The sequence below is a fragment of the Ideonella sp. BN130291 genome (assembly GCF_036231905.1).
Taxonomy (GTDB): domain Bacteria; phylum Pseudomonadota; class Gammaproteobacteria; order Burkholderiales; family Burkholderiaceae_C; genus CAMLIZ01.
In genome coordinates, this window is the sequence record NZ_JAZARE010000008.1 from 126,255 (window position 1) to 142,247 (window position 15,993).

Annotated in this window: 19 protein-coding genes; 10 read left to right on the forward strand and 9 right to left on the reverse strand. The window is 69.1% G+C overall.

Going from position 1 to position 15,993, the window contains the following annotated elements; all coding sequences use genetic code 11:
- Positions 1–6: 6 nt before the first annotated feature.
- The gene (locus VPH43_RS18030) at positions 7–1,836 is read left to right on the forward strand and encodes a hypothetical protein (RefSeq protein WP_328579123.1); all 1,830 of its coding nucleotides are present in this window, start codon (positions 7–9) and stop codon (positions 1,834–1,836) included.
- A 3-nt stretch (positions 1,837–1,839) separates the two neighbouring features.
- On the opposite strand, the gene panC is transcribed toward VPH43_RS18030, so the two are convergent.
- The 6 genes from panC to VPH43_RS18060 all read right to left on the reverse strand — a co-directional run bounded on the left by panC (position 1,840) and on the right by VPH43_RS18060 (position 5,395).
- Positions 1,840–2,667: a pantoate--beta-alanine ligase gene (gene panC, locus VPH43_RS18035; RefSeq protein WP_328579124.1), complete on the reverse strand. Its 828-nt coding sequence runs from the start codon at positions 2,665–2,667 to the stop codon at positions 1,840–1,842.
- A gap of 17 nt (positions 2,668–2,684) precedes the next feature.
- Positions 2,685–3,527, reverse strand: a complete 843-nt coding sequence (panB, locus tag VPH43_RS18040; protein WP_328579125.1) for a 3-methyl-2-oxobutanoate hydroxymethyltransferase — start codon at positions 3,525–3,527, stop codon at positions 2,685–2,687.
- 4 nt (positions 3,528–3,531) lie between these two features.
- Positions 3,532–4,383, reverse strand: a complete 852-nt coding sequence (locus VPH43_RS18045; RefSeq protein WP_328579314.1) for a segregation and condensation protein A — start codon at positions 4,381–4,383, stop codon at positions 3,532–3,534.
- A gap of 44 nt (positions 4,384–4,427) precedes the next feature.
- The gene (locus VPH43_RS18050; protein ID WP_328579126.1) at positions 4,428–4,628 is read right to left on the reverse strand and encodes a DUF3460 family protein; all 201 of its coding nucleotides are present in this window, start codon (positions 4,626–4,628) and stop codon (positions 4,428–4,430) included.
- Positions 4,629–4,724: 96 nt separating this feature from the next.
- A complete protein-coding gene (locus VPH43_RS18055; protein ID WP_328579127.1) occupies positions 4,725–5,081 on the reverse strand; it encodes a hypothetical protein in 357 nt (118 codons plus the stop codon).
- A complete protein-coding gene (locus VPH43_RS18060; protein ID WP_328579128.1) occupies positions 5,066–5,395 on the reverse strand; it encodes a hypothetical protein in 330 nt (109 codons plus the stop codon). The genes VPH43_RS18055 and VPH43_RS18060 overlap by 16 nt, the downstream gene beginning before the upstream one ends.
- Positions 5,396–5,515: 120 nt before the next feature.
- Between VPH43_RS18060 and bamE the strand changes: the two genes are divergently transcribed.
- Positions 5,516–6,001: an outer membrane protein assembly factor BamE domain-containing protein gene (gene bamE, locus VPH43_RS18065; protein WP_328579129.1), complete on the forward strand. Its 486-nt coding sequence runs from the start codon at positions 5,516–5,518 to the stop codon at positions 5,999–6,001.
- A 67-nt stretch (positions 6,002–6,068) separates the two neighbouring features.
- Here bamE and VPH43_RS18070 read toward each other — a convergent pair whose 3' ends face one another.
- Together VPH43_RS18070 and metG are read right to left on the reverse strand one after the other, a co-directional pair.
- The gene (locus VPH43_RS18070; protein ID WP_328579130.1) at positions 6,069–6,962 is read right to left on the reverse strand and encodes a Kdo hydroxylase family protein; all 894 of its coding nucleotides are present in this window, start codon (positions 6,960–6,962) and stop codon (positions 6,069–6,071) included.
- Positions 6,962–9,037: a methionine--tRNA ligase gene (gene metG, locus VPH43_RS18075; protein WP_328579131.1), complete on the reverse strand. Its 2,076-nt coding sequence runs from the start codon at positions 9,035–9,037 to the stop codon at positions 6,962–6,964. Before metG ends, VPH43_RS18070 begins: the two co-directional genes overlap by 1 nt.
- A gap of 113 nt (positions 9,038–9,150) precedes the next feature.
- On the opposite strand from metG, the gene apbC reads away from it, so the two are divergent.
- Positions 9,151–10,245 (forward strand): iron-sulfur cluster carrier protein ApbC, encoded by a 1,095-nt coding sequence (apbC, locus tag VPH43_RS18080; RefSeq protein ID WP_328579132.1) that lies wholly within the window; start codon positions 9,151–9,153, stop codon positions 10,243–10,245.
- A gap of 6 nt (positions 10,246–10,251) precedes the next feature.
- On the opposite strand, the gene VPH43_RS18085 is transcribed toward apbC, so the two are convergent.
- On the reverse strand, positions 10,252–10,788 hold the full coding sequence (locus VPH43_RS18085; RefSeq protein ID WP_328579133.1) for an Mpo1 family 2-hydroxy fatty acid dioxygenase: 537 nt from the start codon (positions 10,786–10,788) through the stop codon (positions 10,252–10,254).
- Positions 10,789–10,865: 77 nt separating this feature from the next.
- Between VPH43_RS18085 and VPH43_RS18090 the strand changes: the two genes are divergently transcribed.
- The 7 genes from VPH43_RS18090 to VPH43_RS18120 all read left to right on the forward strand — a co-directional run bounded on the left by VPH43_RS18090 (position 10,866) and on the right by VPH43_RS18120 (position 15,986).
- The gene (locus tag VPH43_RS18090) at positions 10,866–11,576 is read left to right on the forward strand and encodes a Crp/Fnr family transcriptional regulator (protein ID WP_328579134.1); all 711 of its coding nucleotides are present in this window, start codon (positions 10,866–10,868) and stop codon (positions 11,574–11,576) included.
- A gap of 50 nt (positions 11,577–11,626) precedes the next feature.
- Entirely contained in the window at positions 11,627–13,105 is a 1,479-nt protein-coding gene (locus VPH43_RS18095) for a C13 family peptidase (RefSeq protein ID WP_328579135.1), read from the forward strand.
- Positions 13,102–13,671 (forward strand): dCTP deaminase, encoded by a 570-nt coding sequence (dcd, locus tag VPH43_RS18100; RefSeq protein WP_328579136.1) that lies wholly within the window; start codon positions 13,102–13,104, stop codon positions 13,669–13,671. The genes VPH43_RS18095 and dcd overlap by 4 nt, the downstream gene beginning before the upstream one ends.
- Positions 13,672–13,803: 132 nt before the next feature.
- Positions 13,804–14,142, forward strand: coding sequence for a hypothetical protein (locus tag VPH43_RS18105; RefSeq protein ID WP_328579137.1), 339 nt, complete (start codon positions 13,804–13,806; stop codon positions 14,140–14,142).
- A gap of 63 nt (positions 14,143–14,205) precedes the next feature.
- Positions 14,206–14,730, forward strand: a complete 525-nt coding sequence (gene lysM / locus VPH43_RS18110; protein WP_328579138.1) for a peptidoglycan-binding protein LysM — start codon at positions 14,206–14,208, stop codon at positions 14,728–14,730.
- A 5-nt stretch (positions 14,731–14,735) separates the two neighbouring features.
- Positions 14,736–15,608, forward strand: coding sequence for a KPN_02809 family neutral zinc metallopeptidase (gene ypfJ, locus VPH43_RS18115; protein WP_328579139.1), 873 nt, complete (start codon positions 14,736–14,738; stop codon positions 15,606–15,608).
- Between the two features lie 12 nt (positions 15,609–15,620).
- Positions 15,621–15,986: a DUF1801 domain-containing protein gene (locus VPH43_RS18120; RefSeq protein ID WP_328579140.1), complete on the forward strand. Its 366-nt coding sequence runs from the start codon at positions 15,621–15,623 to the stop codon at positions 15,984–15,986.
- The last annotated feature ends 7 nt before the right edge of the window (positions 15,987–15,993 follow it).

Here is a 15,993-nt window from a genome sequence, read left to right on the forward strand (position 1 = left end):
GCTGCCATGCCCAAGGCCCTGGGCCTCGAGTTCGCGCTGCACGACGGCGAGCGCGGCGAACACGATGCGGCACACGAACAGCCGCCGGTGCTGCGGGTGGACGCGCCGCTGAGCGCCGCTCAGCTGGAGCAGGTGTTCACCGCCCATCGAGGCGAGTGGTTCGCGCCCGACCTCACGCCTTACGTGGACAACATGGCGGCGGTGCTGGCCCAGGAGCGCGCGCTCAGCGTGCAGTGGGAGGGGCTGCCGGGCACCGACCATCCGGCGCACTGGACCGGCGCAGCCGACTGCCTCACCCGGGCCCAGCCGCAGCGCCGGGCGGCCCGGCGCCTGGCGGTGTGGCACCTGCCGCTGGCCTGGGTGATGCCCCTGGTGCGCAAGCGGGCCCGCAGCCTGCAGGTGCGGCTGCCGCTGGCCGGCAGCACCGCGGCGCTGGAAGCGCTGGCGCTTGCGGCGTTGCCGCCGGGCTGGCACGGCCACACCGTGCGCGTGCGGCTGGACGTGGAGACGCGGGTCTACTGGGGCGCCCGTGCCACCCGGCAGGACGGCCAGCATGCGTGGAAGCCCTGCAAGCGCCGCGGTGACGGCATGAGCCACAGCATCGAGCTGTTCGTCTTCAAGCGTGGCAAGGCGGTGCAGGGCACGCTGGACAGCGAGGACATCGCGCCCATGCTGCAGCGCCGCCTGGCCGGCGGCGTGGGCTTGCTGGTGGCGGTGCCGGTGCTCAGCTTCGAACGCGAGGCGCCTTGGCGCCAGGCGCTCGGCCGGTGGTGGCACGCGGTGTGGCGGCGCATCGGCTGGGTGCGCGCCGACGACCGCGACCCTACCTTCGTGCACCGCATGGAGGTCGACGAGCCAGTGTGGAACCGCCGCACCGGCGCGGTACCGATGCGGCCCCGCGCGTGGCGCAAGGCCCTGCGCGACGGCGCGCTCCTGCGCCCGGCCAGCACGCTGGCGGCAGGCTGGCAGGGGGCCGATGCCAGGGTGGGCGACGCGGGATCGCACGTGATGCTGCTGCATGGCGGCCTCAGCTGCACGCGCGGCACCTTCGATGCGCTGCTCGCCGCAGAGCCGGGTGGCGGCGGCCCGCTCTGGCCGGGCATGCCGTTGCTGGACGAGGTGTGCACCTGGCGCTTCGAGCACGACACCTTCCTGCCGATCCGCCACAACGTGCAGCGCCTGGCCCAGTGGCTGCGCAATGAAGTGATCCACAGTGCAGCGACCGGCACGCTGGTGCTGCTGGCCCATTCGCGCGGCGGCAACGTGGCGCGTTTTGCGCTGCCGGTGCTGCGCCAGCGTTTCCCCGGCTGGCACTTCAGTGCCATCACCGCCGGCGCGCCGCACCTGGGCACCGAGGTGTTCAGTCGCATCGGCCGGCGCTGGACCGGCCTGGCGGTGTTGGTGGGTGCGGTGCGCGAGATGACCCAGGGCTGGCTGGGCCGCGAGCAGCTGGCGCAGTTGGTGATCCTGGAGCGCGGCCTGGCCTACCAGGTGCCGCCCGGCTTCCACGACGTGGAGCCTGACGGCGTGCGGCGCCTGGCCGATGGCCATCCTGAAGTGCTGCCAGACGGCTTGTGGCTGTGGGGCTCCGAGTGGGGCCTGGGCGACGGCCACCACCGGGTGGAAGACACCCTGTGGGACTGGCTGGTGGAGGACGTGGGGGGTGCCGAGGTGGGCGGTGACGGCCTCGTGGCAAGGCATTCCGCGCTGGGCGGGCGCAGCGGCGCGGCCGAAGGCGCCCACGATGCATCGCCAGTGTTCCACACGCGCTACTTCGCGCATGCGCCCACCCGCGGGCAGATCGCCGAGCGCCTGGCTCGGTTGCTCGGCCGCTGAGCGTCAAATCTCCAGGTTGTCGATCAGCCGGGTGCTGCCCAACTTGGCTGCGGCCAGCACCACCAGCGCATCGCCCGCGGACGTGGCGGGCTGCAGGTCGGCGCGCCGGCGGATCGCGATGTAGTCGGGCTTCCAGCCCCGATCGGCCAGGTGCTGCATCGCCTGCGCTTCCACGGCGGCATGGTCGCCGGCGCCCTGGACGATGGACTCGCGCACGCCGCGCAGCACACGCGACAGCTGCACCGCTTCGGCCCGCTCCTCCGGGCTCAGGTATCCGTTGCGCGAAGACAGCGCCAGGCCATCGTCCGCGCGCGTGGTGTCGCCGGCCTCCACCCGCACCGGCAGGGCCAGCTGCTGCACCATGCGGCGGATGACCATCAGCTGCTGGTAGTCCTTCTTGCCGAACACGGCCACGGCAGGCTGCACCAGGTTGAACAACTTGAGCACCACGGTGCACACGCCGGTGAAGAAGCCCGGCCGGAAGTGGCCCTCCAGGATGTCGGCCAGCTCAGGCGGCGGCACCACCTTGTAGCCCTGCGGCTCCGGGTAGAGCTCGGCCTCGCTGGGCGCGAACACGATGTCGCAACCGGCCGGTGCCAGCAGTTCGCAGTCGCGTTGCAGGGTGCGGGGGTAGGTGCCGAAATCCTCGTGCGGCGCAAACTGCAGCCGGTTGACGAAGATGCTGGCCACCACCGGCCCGCCCAGCGCGCGCGCCTGCTTCACCAGCGACAGGTGGCCTTCGTGCAGGTTGCCCATGGTGGGGACGAAGGTGGTGCCGCGTGCGCCCGCAAGCGCCTCGCGCAACTCGGCCACCGTGTGGATCACGCGCATGGGGGTCACCTCGGGAATCAATAGCCGTGCAGGGCCGGGTCGGGAAAGCTGCGGTCCTTGACGGCCGCCACGTAGGCACGCACGGCGGCCTCGATGCTGCCGGCGCCCTCGAGGAAGTTGCGCACGAAGCGCGGCAGCTTGCCGCGGGTGGCGCCCAGCATGTCGTGCAGCACCAGCACCTGGCCGGCCGTGCCCGGCCCGGCGCCGATGCCGATGATCATCAGCTGTGGCAGCTCGGCCTGCAGCTCGCTCGCCAGCGCGCTGGGCACCAGCTCCAGCACCAGCATGGTCGCGCCGGCGTCGGCCAGCTCGCGCGCGTGGCGCTTGAGCGTGGCGGCACCTTCGTCATCGCGCCCCTGCACCCGGTAACCGCCCAGCGCGTGCACGCTCTGCGGGGTGAGGCCAAGGTGGGCGCACACCGGGATGCCGCGCTGGGTGAGGGCGTGCACCGTCTCGGTGGTCCAGCCGCCGCCTTCGAGCTTGACCATCTGCGCGCCGGCTTTCATCAGCGCCGCACTGGCGGCCAGGGCCTGCGCCGGGCCCTGCTGGTAGCTGCCGAAGGGCAGGTCGCCGATCAACCAGGCGCTGCGGTTGCCGCGCGCCGCACAGGCGGTGTGGTAGACCATTTCCTCCAGCGTCACCGGCAGGGTGCTGGCATGGCCCTGCAGCAGCATGCCCAGCGAATCGCCCACCAGCAGGCAGTCCACGCCGGCCTCGTCGGCCAGGCGCGCGAAAGTGGCGTCGTAGGCGGTGAGCATCGTGATCGGCTCGCCGCGCTGCTGCATTGCGCGCAGGGTGTGCAAGGTGAGGGGCTTGCGGCCGCTGGCAGCGTCGCTGCCGGGAGAACTGTGAACACTCATGGGCTCATGCCGGCTGGTAGGCCAGGCGCACGTAGATGGGGGCGAAGGCCTCGGCCTGGGTGATCTCGAGCAGGCGCTCGCGCGCGAGCTCCAGCATCGCGATGAAGGTGACCACCACCACCTGCGGCCCGCGCGAGACGTCGAAGAGCTCCTCGAACTCCACGAAGCGGCGGCCCTGCAAGGTGCGCAGCACGATGCTCATGTGCTCACGCACCGACAGCTGCTCGCGTGAGATCTTGTGGTGCTGGTTGAGCTTGGCGCGCTTGAGGATGTCCAGCCAGGCTTCGCGCAGGTCGTCCACATGCACATCCGGGAAGCGTGGGCTGTTGGACTGCTCCACCACCACTTGCGCGCGCAGGAAGTCGCGGCCGATGTGGGGCAGGGCATCCAGGCGCGCGGCGGCCAGCTTCATCTGCTCGTACTCGAGCAGGCGGCGCACCAGCTCGGCACGCGGATCCTCGGGCTCCTGGCCGTCGTCCGTCTTCTTGGGCGGCAGCAGCATGCGCGACTTGATCTCGATCAGCATCGCGGCCATCAGCAGGTATTCGCTGGCCAGCTCCAGGTTGCGCGAGCGGATCTGCTCCACGTAGGCCAGGTACTGGCGTGTCACGTCGGCCAGCGGAATGTCGAGGATGTTGAAGTTCTGCTTGCGGATCAGGTACAGCAGCAGGTCCAGCGGGCCTTCGAAGGCCTCGAGGAACACCTCGAGCGCATCCGGCGGGATGTACAGGTCCTGCGGCATGGCGAACAGCGGTTCGCCATACAGGCGCGCGACGGCGACGTGGTCCACGACCTCGGGCTCCGCCAGTTCCTCGGCGGCCGGCGGCACGGGCGATGCCGGCGCCGGGTCGGCGATCAGGGTGTCGGACACGGCACGACCCGCTTTGGCGGCCCGGATGTTCAGCCCTTGGTCTGGTAGACGTAGGGCTGCTGCGGCACCTTGCCGGCCTGGAATTCAGCCTGCCACTCGGGGTCGATCGGCTTGTCCCACAGCAATGCGCGGCCGGCCCGCTGCTCCTGCTCCAGCGTGGGCTTCTTGGCCTTCAGCTCGTCGAGGAACTGGGTGATCTCGGACTTGTAGGGCTTCCAGAACAGAGGCATGGCAGCAGCGCATGCCAGGGCAGCGCCCTGGCGGGGGAAAGACGGAGGAAGGCGGATTTTAAGGCGAGCCGGTGGGCGGCCGTTGAGGTGGCCGCCTCAGCAGCCGGTACGGCGCAGGTTCTGCACGCCGTCCAGCAGGCGATGCGGCTGCCCGGCCAGCCAGCGCGCCAGCTCGTCCAGCCGGGCGGCGTCGAGCTGGTGGGCCGCCAGCTCGAACGACAGGCCTTCCAGGCCGTCCACGTTCTGGACGGCGAACACGACCATGGCCCGTTCATGCTGGGGGGTCAGGCGCACGCTGGCGCGGAAGTCAGCCTCCACGCGGTACCGCACCTCGATCAGCTTGCCGTTGTCGGGGTTACGTACCACCTCCCGCTCCATCGGCACGGCGGCCTGGTGCAGCCGGGCTTCCAGGCGCTCGATGTCGGGCGGGAAGTCCTTCACGAGCTGCTGCACTGGCCGCTCTTGAGCTGCCAGTGCAGCAGGATGTAGTCGAAACCGGGTTCGCCGCCGACCTCCTTCTTGCGCGCGTCCGCGTAGAAGTCGCTCATGCGCAGATCGGTGAAGCTGTGTTGCCGGTCCAGCACGTAGCGCGCAGGGCTCACCGGGCGAAGCACCTCCAGCTGGTCGGCCAGGGCCTTGATGTAGACCAGCGCCGCACCGCAGGCCTGCTCGGTGATGGCGATGCTGCGCTGCAGGGCGGCGCTGTCGTTCGATTGCTGGTCGCGCAGCGCGTCGGCCTGGCGTTTGAGATCGTCGAGGAAACCCACGGTGGTACTGCGGCGCAAAGACAAACGGGCGGCCAGAATACCGCAGTCTTTTGTAACGTCTGCCGCCCTGCCTAGGGGGTGCTGCGCTCCAGAATCAGGGCTTGTTCCTGGAGCCTTCACATGTGGAAACTGCCTGCCGTTCTGGTGTTCGCCGTGGCGGCACTGGCCGCCTGCGACCAGCGCCGCATCGACCAGCTGGAAGAAGGCCTGGCCACCGAGGCGGATGTCAAGCGCCAGTTCGGCGAGCCGGCCAGCGTGAGCACGGAGCCTGACGGCAGCCGCACGCTGGAATATCCACGCCAGCCCGAAGGCCAGACCAACTACTTCATCACCATCGGCTCCGACGGCAAGATGAGCGCGCTGCGCCAGGTGCTCAAGGAGTCGAACTTCGCCAAGGTGGGGCCCGGCATGGACAAAGCCGAGGTGCGGCGCCTGCTCGGCCGGCCGGCGCGGATGCAGGCTTATGCGCTGAAGCAGCAGGAAAGCTGGGACTGGCGTTATGCCAGCGGCGGCGAGGCCAAGGTCTTCAGCGTCACCTTCGATGCCCAGGGCAGGGTGCTCAACAGCAACAGCACGCCGGATCCCAAGGGCACCGAGGGTCGTTGACGGCGCGGCGCTGGCGGAGCGGCCGGCGCCGCCAGCCCGGTATCAGCCCGAGGCTTTGCGCACGGCGTTAGCTCAGCAGCGGCCGGCCCGTCAGGCGTTCCAGGGTGCGCAGCGGCGAAGTGTGCGGCTGCAGCTGGTGCTCCACGTCGAGGTACAGCGTCTGCTCCAGCATGTACTGCCCGCTCATGGCGGCGTGCAGCACCTGATCGCTGAACACCAGCCACGTGGTGCCCGGCGCGAAGTTGATCGCGCGTTGCGATGCCGAGCGCTGGTAGCCCATGTCGGCCTTGACGTGGTCATGGAGCTGCAACATCAGGTGGTCGTATTCGCTGCGTTGCGCCTTGGTGACACCCAGCCGATGCAGCAGCCAGGCGCTGCCCGGCAGTGGACGACGGGTGGTGGGAAGGAAGCGGCGCGCGAACGCCTCAAACGGCTCGCCAACCCGCCATGCGCGCGGCTCACCATGTGGGTTGAGGTTGTGGAACACCCGCAGCAGGCGCACGCCCCGTGTCGGGTTGGACGGAAAAGCGTCCACGTGCAGCCGGGTGTCATCCTTGCGCCAGCTGGTCACCCGGCCGGCCACCTGCACCGGCCGATAAGTCGTATGCCCCGGGCGCAGGAAGCCCCGGTAATGCGGAAACAGGCGGTCGACCAGCGCATTCGCCTGATCGCGGAAGCGCTCGATCATCGCCTGCAGTGCCTGCACGTCCTGCCGGGCGCCGGCCGCACCGCGCAGCTCGCCGGTGCCGGCCCGCAAGGTGATGTTCTTGGCCTTGCCATCGGCCCATGCCGGATCGAGGAAGCGCTGTTCGTCGGCGGTGAGGCCGAAAACCAGCTGCGGGAACACCAGGACATGGCCTTGTTCCAGCTCGGCTTCCACTGCGCCGGTGAGCGCTCCAGGTTGCCCGGCCGCCCAGGCCGTGTCACCGTGCTGTCGCAGCACGTCCAGCGAGCCAGCCATCAGCGCACGCGCATGCCGGCTTGAGCCCCGGGCACCGGCTCCAGCACGTAGATGCCCGGGTGGGCCTTTTCGTTCGCATGGCTGGCGGCCAGCACCATGCCTTCGCTGACGCCGAACTTCATCTTGCGCGGCGCCAGGTTGGCCACCATCACGGTGAGCTTGCCGATGAGGTCGGCCGGTGCGTAGGCCGACTTGATGCCGCTGAACACGTTGCGGTGCCGGCCTTCGCCCACGTCCAGCGTCAGGCGCAGCAGCTTGTCGGAGCCCTCCACATGCTCGGCGTTCACGATGCGCGCAATGCGCAGGTCGATCTTGGCAAAGTCCTCGATGGTGATGGTCTGGGCCAGGGCTTCGCCGCCGGGCAGGTCCACCTCGATCGATGCGGTGGCTGCGGACGCTGCCGCTGCCGCAGGCGGCTCGAACAGCGCGTCCAGCAGCTTGGCGTCCACCCGCTGCATCAGGTGCTGGTAGGCGCCGATGGCGTGCGCACCCAGGCGAGCGTCGGCATCGGCAAACTTCAGCGGCGCCACCTGCAGGAAGGCCTCCACCTTGGCGGCCAGCGCCGGCAGCACCGGTTTCAGGTAGATGGTGAGCAGGCGGAAGGCCTCGATGCAGACGCTGCACACGTCCTGCAGGCGCGCGTCGGAGTCGGGCTGCTTGGCCAGCTCCCAGGGCTTGTTCTGGTCCACGTATTCGTTCACGCGGTCGGCCAGCAGCATGATTTCGCGCAGCGCCTTGCCGTAGTCGCGCTCGTTGTACAGCCGCTGCACCTCGGCCGACGCCGCACGCAGGCCCAGCAGCAGCGCATCGCCATCAGCGGCAATCGCGTCAGTGAGCCGGCCGCCGAAGCGCTTGGCGATGAAGCCCGCGGCGCGGCTGGCGATGTTGATGTACTTGCCCACCAGGTCGCTGTTGACCCGCGCCATGAAGTCCTCGGGCGTGAAGTCCACGTCCTCGACCTTGGCGTTGAGCTTGGCGGCCAGGTAGTAGCGCAGCCATTCCGGGTTCAGGCCCAGCTCCAGGTACTTCAGCGGCGAGATGCCGGTGCCGCGGCTCTTGCTCATCTTCTCGCCGCCGTTGACGGTGAGGAAGCCGTGCACGAACACGTGGTTGGGCACCTTGCGGCCGCTGAAGTGCAGCATCGCGGGCCAGAACAGCGTGTGGAAGTAGGTGATGTCCTTGCCGATGAAGTGCACCTGCTCCACCTTCGGGTCGTCCATGAAGGCGTCGAAGTCCAGGCGCTTCTTGCCGAAGTAGTTCTTCAGCGAGGCCAGGTAGCCGATGGGCGCGTCCAGCCAGACGTAGAAGTACTTGCCCGGCGCATCGGGGATCTCGATGCCGAAGTAGGGCGCGTCGCGGCTGATGTCCCAGTCGGCCAGGCCGCCAGCGCCATCCTCGTCGGTGGTGAACCACTCCTTGATCTTGTTCAGCACCTCGGGCTGCAGGCGGCCGGGCGTGTTGGTCCATGCCTGCAGGAACTCGATGCAGCGCGGCGAGGACAGCTGGAAGAAGTGGTGCTCGCTCTTCTTCAGCACCGGCGTGGCGCCCGACAACGCCGAATACGGGTTCTTCAGCTCGGTGGGCGAATACACCGCGCCGCACACCTCGCAGGAATCGCCGTACTGGTCCTTGGCGCCGCACTTCGGACATTCGCCCTTGATGTAGCGGTCGGGCAGGAACATGCTCTTGACCGGATCGAAGAACTGCTCGATCTCGCGCACGAAGATCAGGCCTTCCTTGCGCAGCGCGCGGTAGATGTCCTGCGCCAGCTGATGGTTCTCCGGCCCGTCGGTGGAATGCCAGTTGTCGAAGCTGATCTGGAAGCCGTCCAGGTACTGCTGGCGGCCGGCGGCGATCTCGGCCACGAACTGCTGCGGCGTCTTGCCGGCCTTTTCCGCCGCGATCATGATCGGCGCGCCGTGCGCGTCGTCGGCACACACGAAGTGCACTTCGTGTCCCTGCATGCGCTGCGTGCGCACCCAGATGTCGGCCTGGATGTACTCCATCATGTGGCCCACATGGAACGGCGCGTTGGCGTAGGGCAGGGCGGTGGTGACGAAGAGCTTGCGGGTCATGGGTGGCTCGCGGGACGGCAGGGGGAACCTTTGATTCTAGGCCGGCTCTCCTTCAGGGGCAGAGTGCTGCGCTAGACTGCCCCGCCCCCGGGAACGCCCCTTCCACACCCACCATGCCGCTCACCGAATCCAGCCTGCACGACGCGCTCAAGACCGTTGCCGATCCGGCCACTGGGCAGGTGCTCGTGTCGGGCAAACAGCTGAAGAACCTGCACATCGGCAACGACGGCGCGGTGTCCTTCGACGTGGTGCTGGGCTACCCGGCCCAAAGCCAGTGGCCGGCGTTGCGTGAGGCCCTTGCCGCCGCCGCGCGCCGCGTAGCCGGCGTGACTTCCGTGGACGTCCGTTTCCAGACCGAGGTGGTGGCCCATGCCGTGCAGCGCGGCGTGCAGCTGCTGCCGGGTGTGAAGAACATCGTGGCGGTGGCCTCCGGCAAGGGCGGCGTGGGCAAGAGCACCACGGCAGTCAACCTGGCGCTCGCGCTGGCCGCCGAAGGCGCACGCGTCGGCGTGCTGGACGCGGACATCTACGGCCCCAGCCAGCCCACGATGCTGGGTGTGAGCGGCCGGCCGGAGAGCGCCGATGGCAAGACCATGGCGCCCTTGATGGCCCATGGTGTGCAGGTCATGTCCATCGGCTTCCTGGTGGACGCCGACCAGGCCATGATCTGGCGCGGCCCCATGGCCACCCAGGCGCTGGAGCAGCTGCTGCGCCAGACCAACTGGGACAACCTCGACTACCTGATTGTCGACATGCCGCCCGGCACCGGCGACATCCAGCTCACGCTCAGCCAGCGCGTGCCGCTCACCGGCGCGGTGATCGTCACCACGCCGCAGGACATTGCGCTGATGGATGCGCAGCGCGGCTTGAAGATGTTCGAGAAGGTGGGCGTGCCCATCCTCGGCATCGTCGAGAACATGGCGGTGCATGTGTGCTCGAACTGCGGGCATGCCGAGCACATCTTCGGCGCCGGCGGCGGCGAGCGCATGGCGCTGCAGTACGGCGTCGAGCACCTGGGGGCCCTGCCGCTGGCACTGAAGATCCGCGAGCAGGCCGACACCGGCCGCCCCACCGTGGTGGCGGAGCCGGACAGCGAGGAAGCGCGCATCTACAAGGCGGTGGCGCGCCGGGTGGCGGTGAAGATCGCGGGCGCGGCCAAGGACTACTCGGCCAAGTTCCCCACGATCACCATCTCGAAGACGAGCTGACGCCGTTCAGCGCGTGGCCGGGCTGGTGAGGTCACGCATCACCGTGGGGCCGGCGCGGCGCTCGATCTCCTGCAGCAACGCCGGGTTCCAGCCGGCGGCGAACATGGCTTCGGCGGTGACGAACATCGGGCCCACCAGCAGGCCGGTGAGGTCGTCCACGAACGCCGGCTTGCGGCCTTCGTAGTAGTGGCCCACGAACTGGATGATCCAGCCGACCACGAAGCTGACGATGCCCCAGGCGAGCCAGGTGGTGGTGCTGCTGCCCTCGGTGACCCGCTGGGCCGCCAGCAGCAGCACGGCGGTGGCCACGCTCACGGCCATGCCCAGCGCCACGCTGCCGCGCGTGAGCCACCACAGCGCGGTGAGCGCAAACACGATCCACGCCGGCGTGAGCTGCCAGCCGCCCAGTTCGAAGGCGGGGCGGGAGAGCAGCACACCGACCGCAAACACGATCATCGGCACGCCCACGAAGTGGGTGGCGATGTTGCGCCGGTCGCGGTGGTATTCGGCGTACTGGGTGAGCAGTTCATTGGCACGGCGCATGGTGTCTCCTTGCATGGGATGCTGCCGAAGATCCTAGTGTGAAGCCATCGGGCCGACTGTCAAAATCCCGACACTCGATGTCGCCGAAGACACCCCCGCCCCCCAGCCTGCTGCCCGCCCTGCGCAGCAACGCCTGGTTCGGCGCGTGCCCGGCCGCCTTCCAGCAGGCCTTGCTGGAGCGCGCCTGCCTGTGGCAGCTGCAGCCGGGCGAGGCGCTGTTCGAACGCGGCGAGGAGGCCGAGGGCCTGTGCTGCGTGGTCTCCGGTGCGCTGCATGCCGGCGCAGTGCATGCCGACGGCACGCGCACCCTGCTGGCCCACCTGGAGCCGTACCAATGGTTCGGCGAGGTCTCCATGCTGGACGACCTGCCGCGCACCCATGATGCGGTGGCCGACAGCGCCGCCAGCGTGCTGGTGGTGCCGCGCGCTTCGCTGATGCACTGGCTGGCCGAACACCCCGCCGACTGGCAACACCTGGCGCGGCTGGCCTGCGCCAAGCTGCGGCTGGTGTTCACCGTGCTGGAGGACATCCAGCGCCTGCCGCTGGAGCAGCGCCTGGCCAAGCGCCTGTGGCTCACCGCGCACGGTTATGACAGCGACGCGCCCCAGGCGCCGCCACGGCGCCAGATCCGCGTGCCGCAGGAGCAGCTGGCGTTGATGCTGGGCGTCTCGCGCCAGAGTGTGAACAAGGCGCTGCGCCAGCTGGAAGTGCAGGGCCTGCTGGGGCTGCGCTATGGGTCCATCGAGCTGCTGGACCTGCCCGCACTGCAGCGCTTGTTCGCGGCCTGAAGGCGGCACGCGCCGCTACAGTGAGCGAACAACGATCCAGGGAGCATCCGATGGAGGAGGCCGTCGCCGTCAGCGCCAGCGTGCCGCGGCATGAACCGTTGCAGCCGGGTGCCGTCGCCCCGTGGCTGCGCGAGGGCGCCCGCGCCGCGCTGGGCCAACCGCCGCGCTGGAGCGGGCTGCAGGCGCATCCGATGGTGGTGCTGGCACTGGTGGCGCTTCAGTGCCTGCTGGCCGTGCTGCTGCAGCGGCTCTACATCCCAGGGCCGGCGCGTTTCTATGGCGCGGCCGTGCTCTGCGGCTGGGTGGCCACCGCCGCGATGGCCTGGGTGAGCCAGCTCCTGCGAGTGCCTTCGCAGGCCCAGCCAGGTGGTCCGCCAAGCGCAACGCACCTGTTCTGCCTGCTCGCCGCCCAGGCGCTGGCGGTGAGCGCTGCCTGCGGCGGCGTGTTCGTGGCGCTGGTGCATGCCGGCGCAGGCGCCTGGCTGGGCGGCGGTGGGTGGATGGCGCTCACGCTGGCCTGCTGGGGCTGGCTGGCGCTGGTGCAGCTGGTGCTGCTCAACCGCAGCGCGCCGGGTCGCCCGCTGGCGGCGCTGGGCGGCGCCTTGGTGCTGCTGGCCGCGTCGCTGGGTGTGCAGTGGTGGCAGCCCGCCCGTTTCTGGTACCCCGACATGCCGGCCGATGAGCTGCCGCCGGAGCCGCAACTGCGCCTGGACCAGACCACCATGGAAGCCCAGCCGCGCCTGCTGGCCGAGCGCCTGGAGGCCCTGCAACCGGGGCGCCCCGGCGTGGTCGATCTCTATGCGATCACCTTCGCACCCTATGCGGAGGAGGACGTGTTCAGCCGCGAGAGCGAGATGGTGGCGTCGGTGATGGCGCAGCGTTTCGATGCCGCCGGGCGCAGCCTGCAGCTGGTGAACCATGTGGACACCTTGGCGCAATGGCCCTGGGCCACGCCGCTGAACCTGCAGCGCAGCATCCGGCGGATCGCGCAGCGCATGAACCGCGACGAGGACGTGCTGTTCATCCACCTCACCTCGCACGGCGCGCGCAACGGCCAGCTGGCCGCCAGCTTCCCGCCGATGGCGGTGGACGAGGTGACGCCGCAGCAGCTGAAGGCCTGGCTGGACGAAGCCGGCATCCGCTGGCGCGTCATCTCGATCTCGGCGTGCTTTTCGGGCAGCTGGATTGCGCCGCTGGCGGGCGAGGGCACGCTGGTGATGACGGCCGCGGATGCGGACCACACCTCCTACGGCTGCGGCCGGCGCTCGCCGCTCACCTTCTTTGGCCGCGCGATGTACGACGAACAGCTGCGCGGCCAGACCCGCTCCTTCGAGCAGGCGCATGCGGCGGTGCGGCCAGTGATCGAGCAGCGCGAGAAGGAGGCGGGCAAGTCCGACGGTTATTCCAATCCGCAGATCTCCGTCGGCGCGGCGGTGCGCGAACCCCTGCGCCGTCTGGAGGCGCGGCTCCATGGGCATGGAGGGGCGCTCACTACAATCCCGCGATTCCCCGAGGGCAGCGCGCAATGAGCATCAAGAGCGACAAGTGGATCCGCCGCATGGCCGAGCAGACCGGCATGATCGAGCCCTTCGAGCCCGGCCAGGTGCGCCATGCGCCCGACGGCCACAAGATCGTGAGCTACGGCACCTCCAGCTATGGCTACGACATCCGCTGCGCGCCGGAGTTCAAGGTGTTCACCAACATCCACAGCACGGTGGTGGACCCGAAGAACTTCGATGAAAAAAGCTTCGTGGACATCGAGGCCGATGTCTGCATCATCCCGCCCAACAGCTTTGCGCTGGCGCGCACGGTGGAGTACTTCCGCATTCCGCGCAACGTGCTCACCATCTGCCTGGGCAAGAGCACCTATGCCCGGTGCGGGATCATCGTGAACGTGACGCCCTTCGAGCCCGAATGGGAAGGCTACGTCACCCTGGAGTTCAGCAACACCACGCCGCTGCCCGCCAAGATCTACGCTGGCGAAGGCTGTGCCCAGGTGCTGTTCTTCGAAAGCGACGAGGTCTGCGAGACCAGCTACAAGGACCGCGGCGGCAAATACCAGGGCCAGCGCGGCGTGACGCTGCCCAAGACCTGAGTCCCGTCCGGGCGCGGCACTGCTGCTCAAAACTGGGGCAGCTTTCCTGGGCTGATCGGCCCATCGGCACCACCGCGAGCGCGCACCATGAAGCAACCGAATGTTTCTTCGGTGTGTTGGATGGAGGCCCGCATGCTGCCGCTGCCCCAAGTGACCGAGCTCGACGAGCTCCCGCCCGAATTCCTGGCCGACGAGCTGTGGCCGGGCATTGGCATCCGCCGATCGCTGCCGTCGGGGGTGCACCTGAGCGTGGGCGTGCTGCTGCAGTTCCGGCAGATGATGGGGCTCGAACACTGGCCGGTGCAGCTGGCCCGCATGTGCTACGACCGGCTCTACGCCTATGAGCGCATCGCCCAGGCGCATGCCAGCGCCAGCCCGGCGTTGCGCGACATCGCGCTGCAGCTGTTCCATGCCTACCACCGGCTGGACCAGGCCGAAGCCACCAGAGGCCGCCCGCCGCTGCACTCCTGAGGCCGCCGCACTCGGAACGCCGCTTGCCTACCTCAGGCAGGTTGCCAACTTTCGGAGTGCTGCATGAGCCTGGTCAGTTTTTTCAAGGATGCCGGTGAACGCCTGTTCGGCCACAAGGACGCCCCTGCCGCCAAGGCGCCTCCCGCAGCCCCGGCCGCCGCACCGCAGGACGAGCGCAGCGTGCAGGACAAGGTGGCCTCGCTCAACGCCGAGGCCGGCGCCGCGATCAAGCGCTACATCGAGCAGCAGGGCCTGAAAGCCGACAACCTGGCCGTCACCTTCGACGGGGCGAGCGGCACCGTGACAGTGGCCGGTGTGGCGCCGGACCAGGCCACCAAGGAAAAGATCGTGCTCTGCTGCGGCAACGTCAACGGCGTGGCCCAGGTGAACGACCAGCTCACCGTGCCCCAGGCGGCCGAGAAGCCGGCACGCTTCCACACGGTTGAAAAGGGCGACACCTTGTCCAAGATCGCGCAGCAGGCCTATGGCAACGCCGCGCAGTATCCGAAGATCTTCGAAGCCAACAAGCCGATGCTGACCCACCCGGACAAGATCTATCCGGGCCAGGTGCTGCGCATCCCGGACTGACCATCATGCGCTGGGAAGGCCAACGCGAAAGCAGCAACGTCGAGGACCGGCGCGCCGGTGGTGGCGGCATGGGCGGTTTCGGCCTGGGTGGCAGGTCCATCGGCGTGGGCACCGTGGTGGCCGCCTTGATCGGCGGCTGGATCTTCGGCATCAACCCGCTCACCATGCTGGGCATGCTCACCGGCAGCGGTGGCGGCACCGAGGTGCAGGCGCCGGCCCAGGCGCCGCCGCCCGGCGACAAGGCGGCCGGCTTCGTGTCCACCGTGCTGGCCAGCACCGAGGATGTGTGGGGCCAGATGCTGCAGGGTGCCAACGGTGGCTACCAGGCGCCCAAGCTGGTGCTGTTCCGCGGCACCACGCCCACGGCCTGCGGCCGCGGGCAGGCCGCGATGGGGCCCTTCTACTGCCCCAGCGACCAGAAGGTCTACATCGACCTGGACTTCTTCGACGTGCTGAGCAAGAAGCTGGGTGCGCCGGGCGACTTTGCCCAGGCTTACGTGGTGGCGCACGAGGTGGGCCACCATGTGCAGACGCTGCTGGGCATCACCCAGCGCGCCGACCAGCTGCGCAGCCGCGGCTCCCAGGCGCAGGGCAACGCCGTGTCCGTGCGAGTGGAACTGCAGGCGGACTGTTTTGCCGGTATCTGGGCCCACCATTCCCAGCAGGCCAAGCAATGGCTCGAAGCCGGCGACGTGGAGGAGGGCCTCAACGCCGCCTCCCGCATCGGCGACGACGTGCTGCAGCAGCAGTCGCGCGGCACGGTGGTGCCCGAAAGTTTTACCCATGGCACCAGCGCGCAGCGGGTGGCCTGGTTCCGCCGCGGCCTGCAAAGCGGCAGCCTTCAACAATGCGACACCTTTGCCGCGAGCGAGCCCTGAATGCGAACCCTGTTGAGATCCGGTGCCCTGATCGAGTCGTGGTTCGACATGCTCACCGACGAGCAGCGGCCGATCGCGCGCGCGCTGCATGCGGCGGTGACCGCGGCGGCGCCCTCGCTGCATGCCACCGTGCGCTGGGGCAACATCGTCTACCAGCATGAAGGCACCAACGCGCTGGCCATCGTGCCGCACAAGAGCCATGTGAACCTGCAGCTGTTCCGCGGGGCCGCGGTGGCGCCGATGTACCCGCAGCTCGAAGGCAGCGGCAAGGGTGTGCGGCACCTCAAGCTGCGCGCGCCGGAAGCGGTGAACGCCGATTTCATCGCACGCCTCACGGCCGCTGCCATCGACGCGCTCGACGTGCCGGAGCCGCACTAGGGGCTCA

Bases quoted from the DNA above. Each gene is read 5' to 3' on its own strand.
- VPH43_RS18030 (WP_328579123.1), top strand. From the start codon at position 7: ATGCCCAAGGCCCTGGGCCTCGAGTTCGCGCTGCACGACGGCGAGCGC.
- panC (WP_328579124.1), bottom strand. From the start codon at position 2,667: ATGCGCGTGATCCACACGGTGGCCGAGTTGCGCGAGGCGCTTGCGGGC.
- panB (WP_328579125.1), bottom strand. From the start codon at position 3,527: ATGAGTGTTCACAGTTCTCCCGGCAGCGACGCTGCCAGCGGCCGCAAG.
- VPH43_RS18050 (WP_328579126.1), bottom strand. From the start codon at position 4,628: ATGCCTCTGTTCTGGAAGCCCTACAAGTCCGAGATCACCCAGTTCCTC.
- bamE (WP_328579129.1), top strand. From the start codon at position 5,516: ATGTGGAAACTGCCTGCCGTTCTGGTGTTCGCCGTGGCGGCACTGGCC.
- VPH43_RS18070 (WP_328579130.1), bottom strand. From the start codon at position 6,962: ATGGCTGGCTCGCTGGACGTGCTGCGACAGCACGGTGACACGGCCTGG.
- metG (WP_328579131.1), bottom strand. From the start codon at position 9,037: ATGACCCGCAAGCTCTTCGTCACCACCGCCCTGCCCTACGCCAACGCG.
- apbC (WP_328579132.1), top strand. From the start codon at position 9,151: ATGCCGCTCACCGAATCCAGCCTGCACGACGCGCTCAAGACCGTTGCC.
- VPH43_RS18085 (WP_328579133.1), bottom strand. From the start codon at position 10,788: ATGCGCCGTGCCAATGAACTGCTCACCCAGTACGCCGAATACCACCGC.
- VPH43_RS18090 (WP_328579134.1), top strand. From the start codon at position 10,866: ATGTCGCCGAAGACACCCCCGCCCCCCAGCCTGCTGCCCGCCCTGCGC.
- VPH43_RS18095 (WP_328579135.1), top strand. From the start codon at position 11,627: ATGGAGGAGGCCGTCGCCGTCAGCGCCAGCGTGCCGCGGCATGAACCG.
- dcd (WP_328579136.1), top strand. From the start codon at position 13,102: ATGAGCATCAAGAGCGACAAGTGGATCCGCCGCATGGCCGAGCAGACC.
- VPH43_RS18105 (WP_328579137.1), top strand. From the start codon at position 13,804: ATGCTGCCGCTGCCCCAAGTGACCGAGCTCGACGAGCTCCCGCCCGAA.
- lysM (WP_328579138.1), top strand. From the start codon at position 14,206: ATGAGCCTGGTCAGTTTTTTCAAGGATGCCGGTGAACGCCTGTTCGGC.
- ypfJ (WP_328579139.1), top strand. From the start codon at position 14,736: ATGCGCTGGGAAGGCCAACGCGAAAGCAGCAACGTCGAGGACCGGCGC.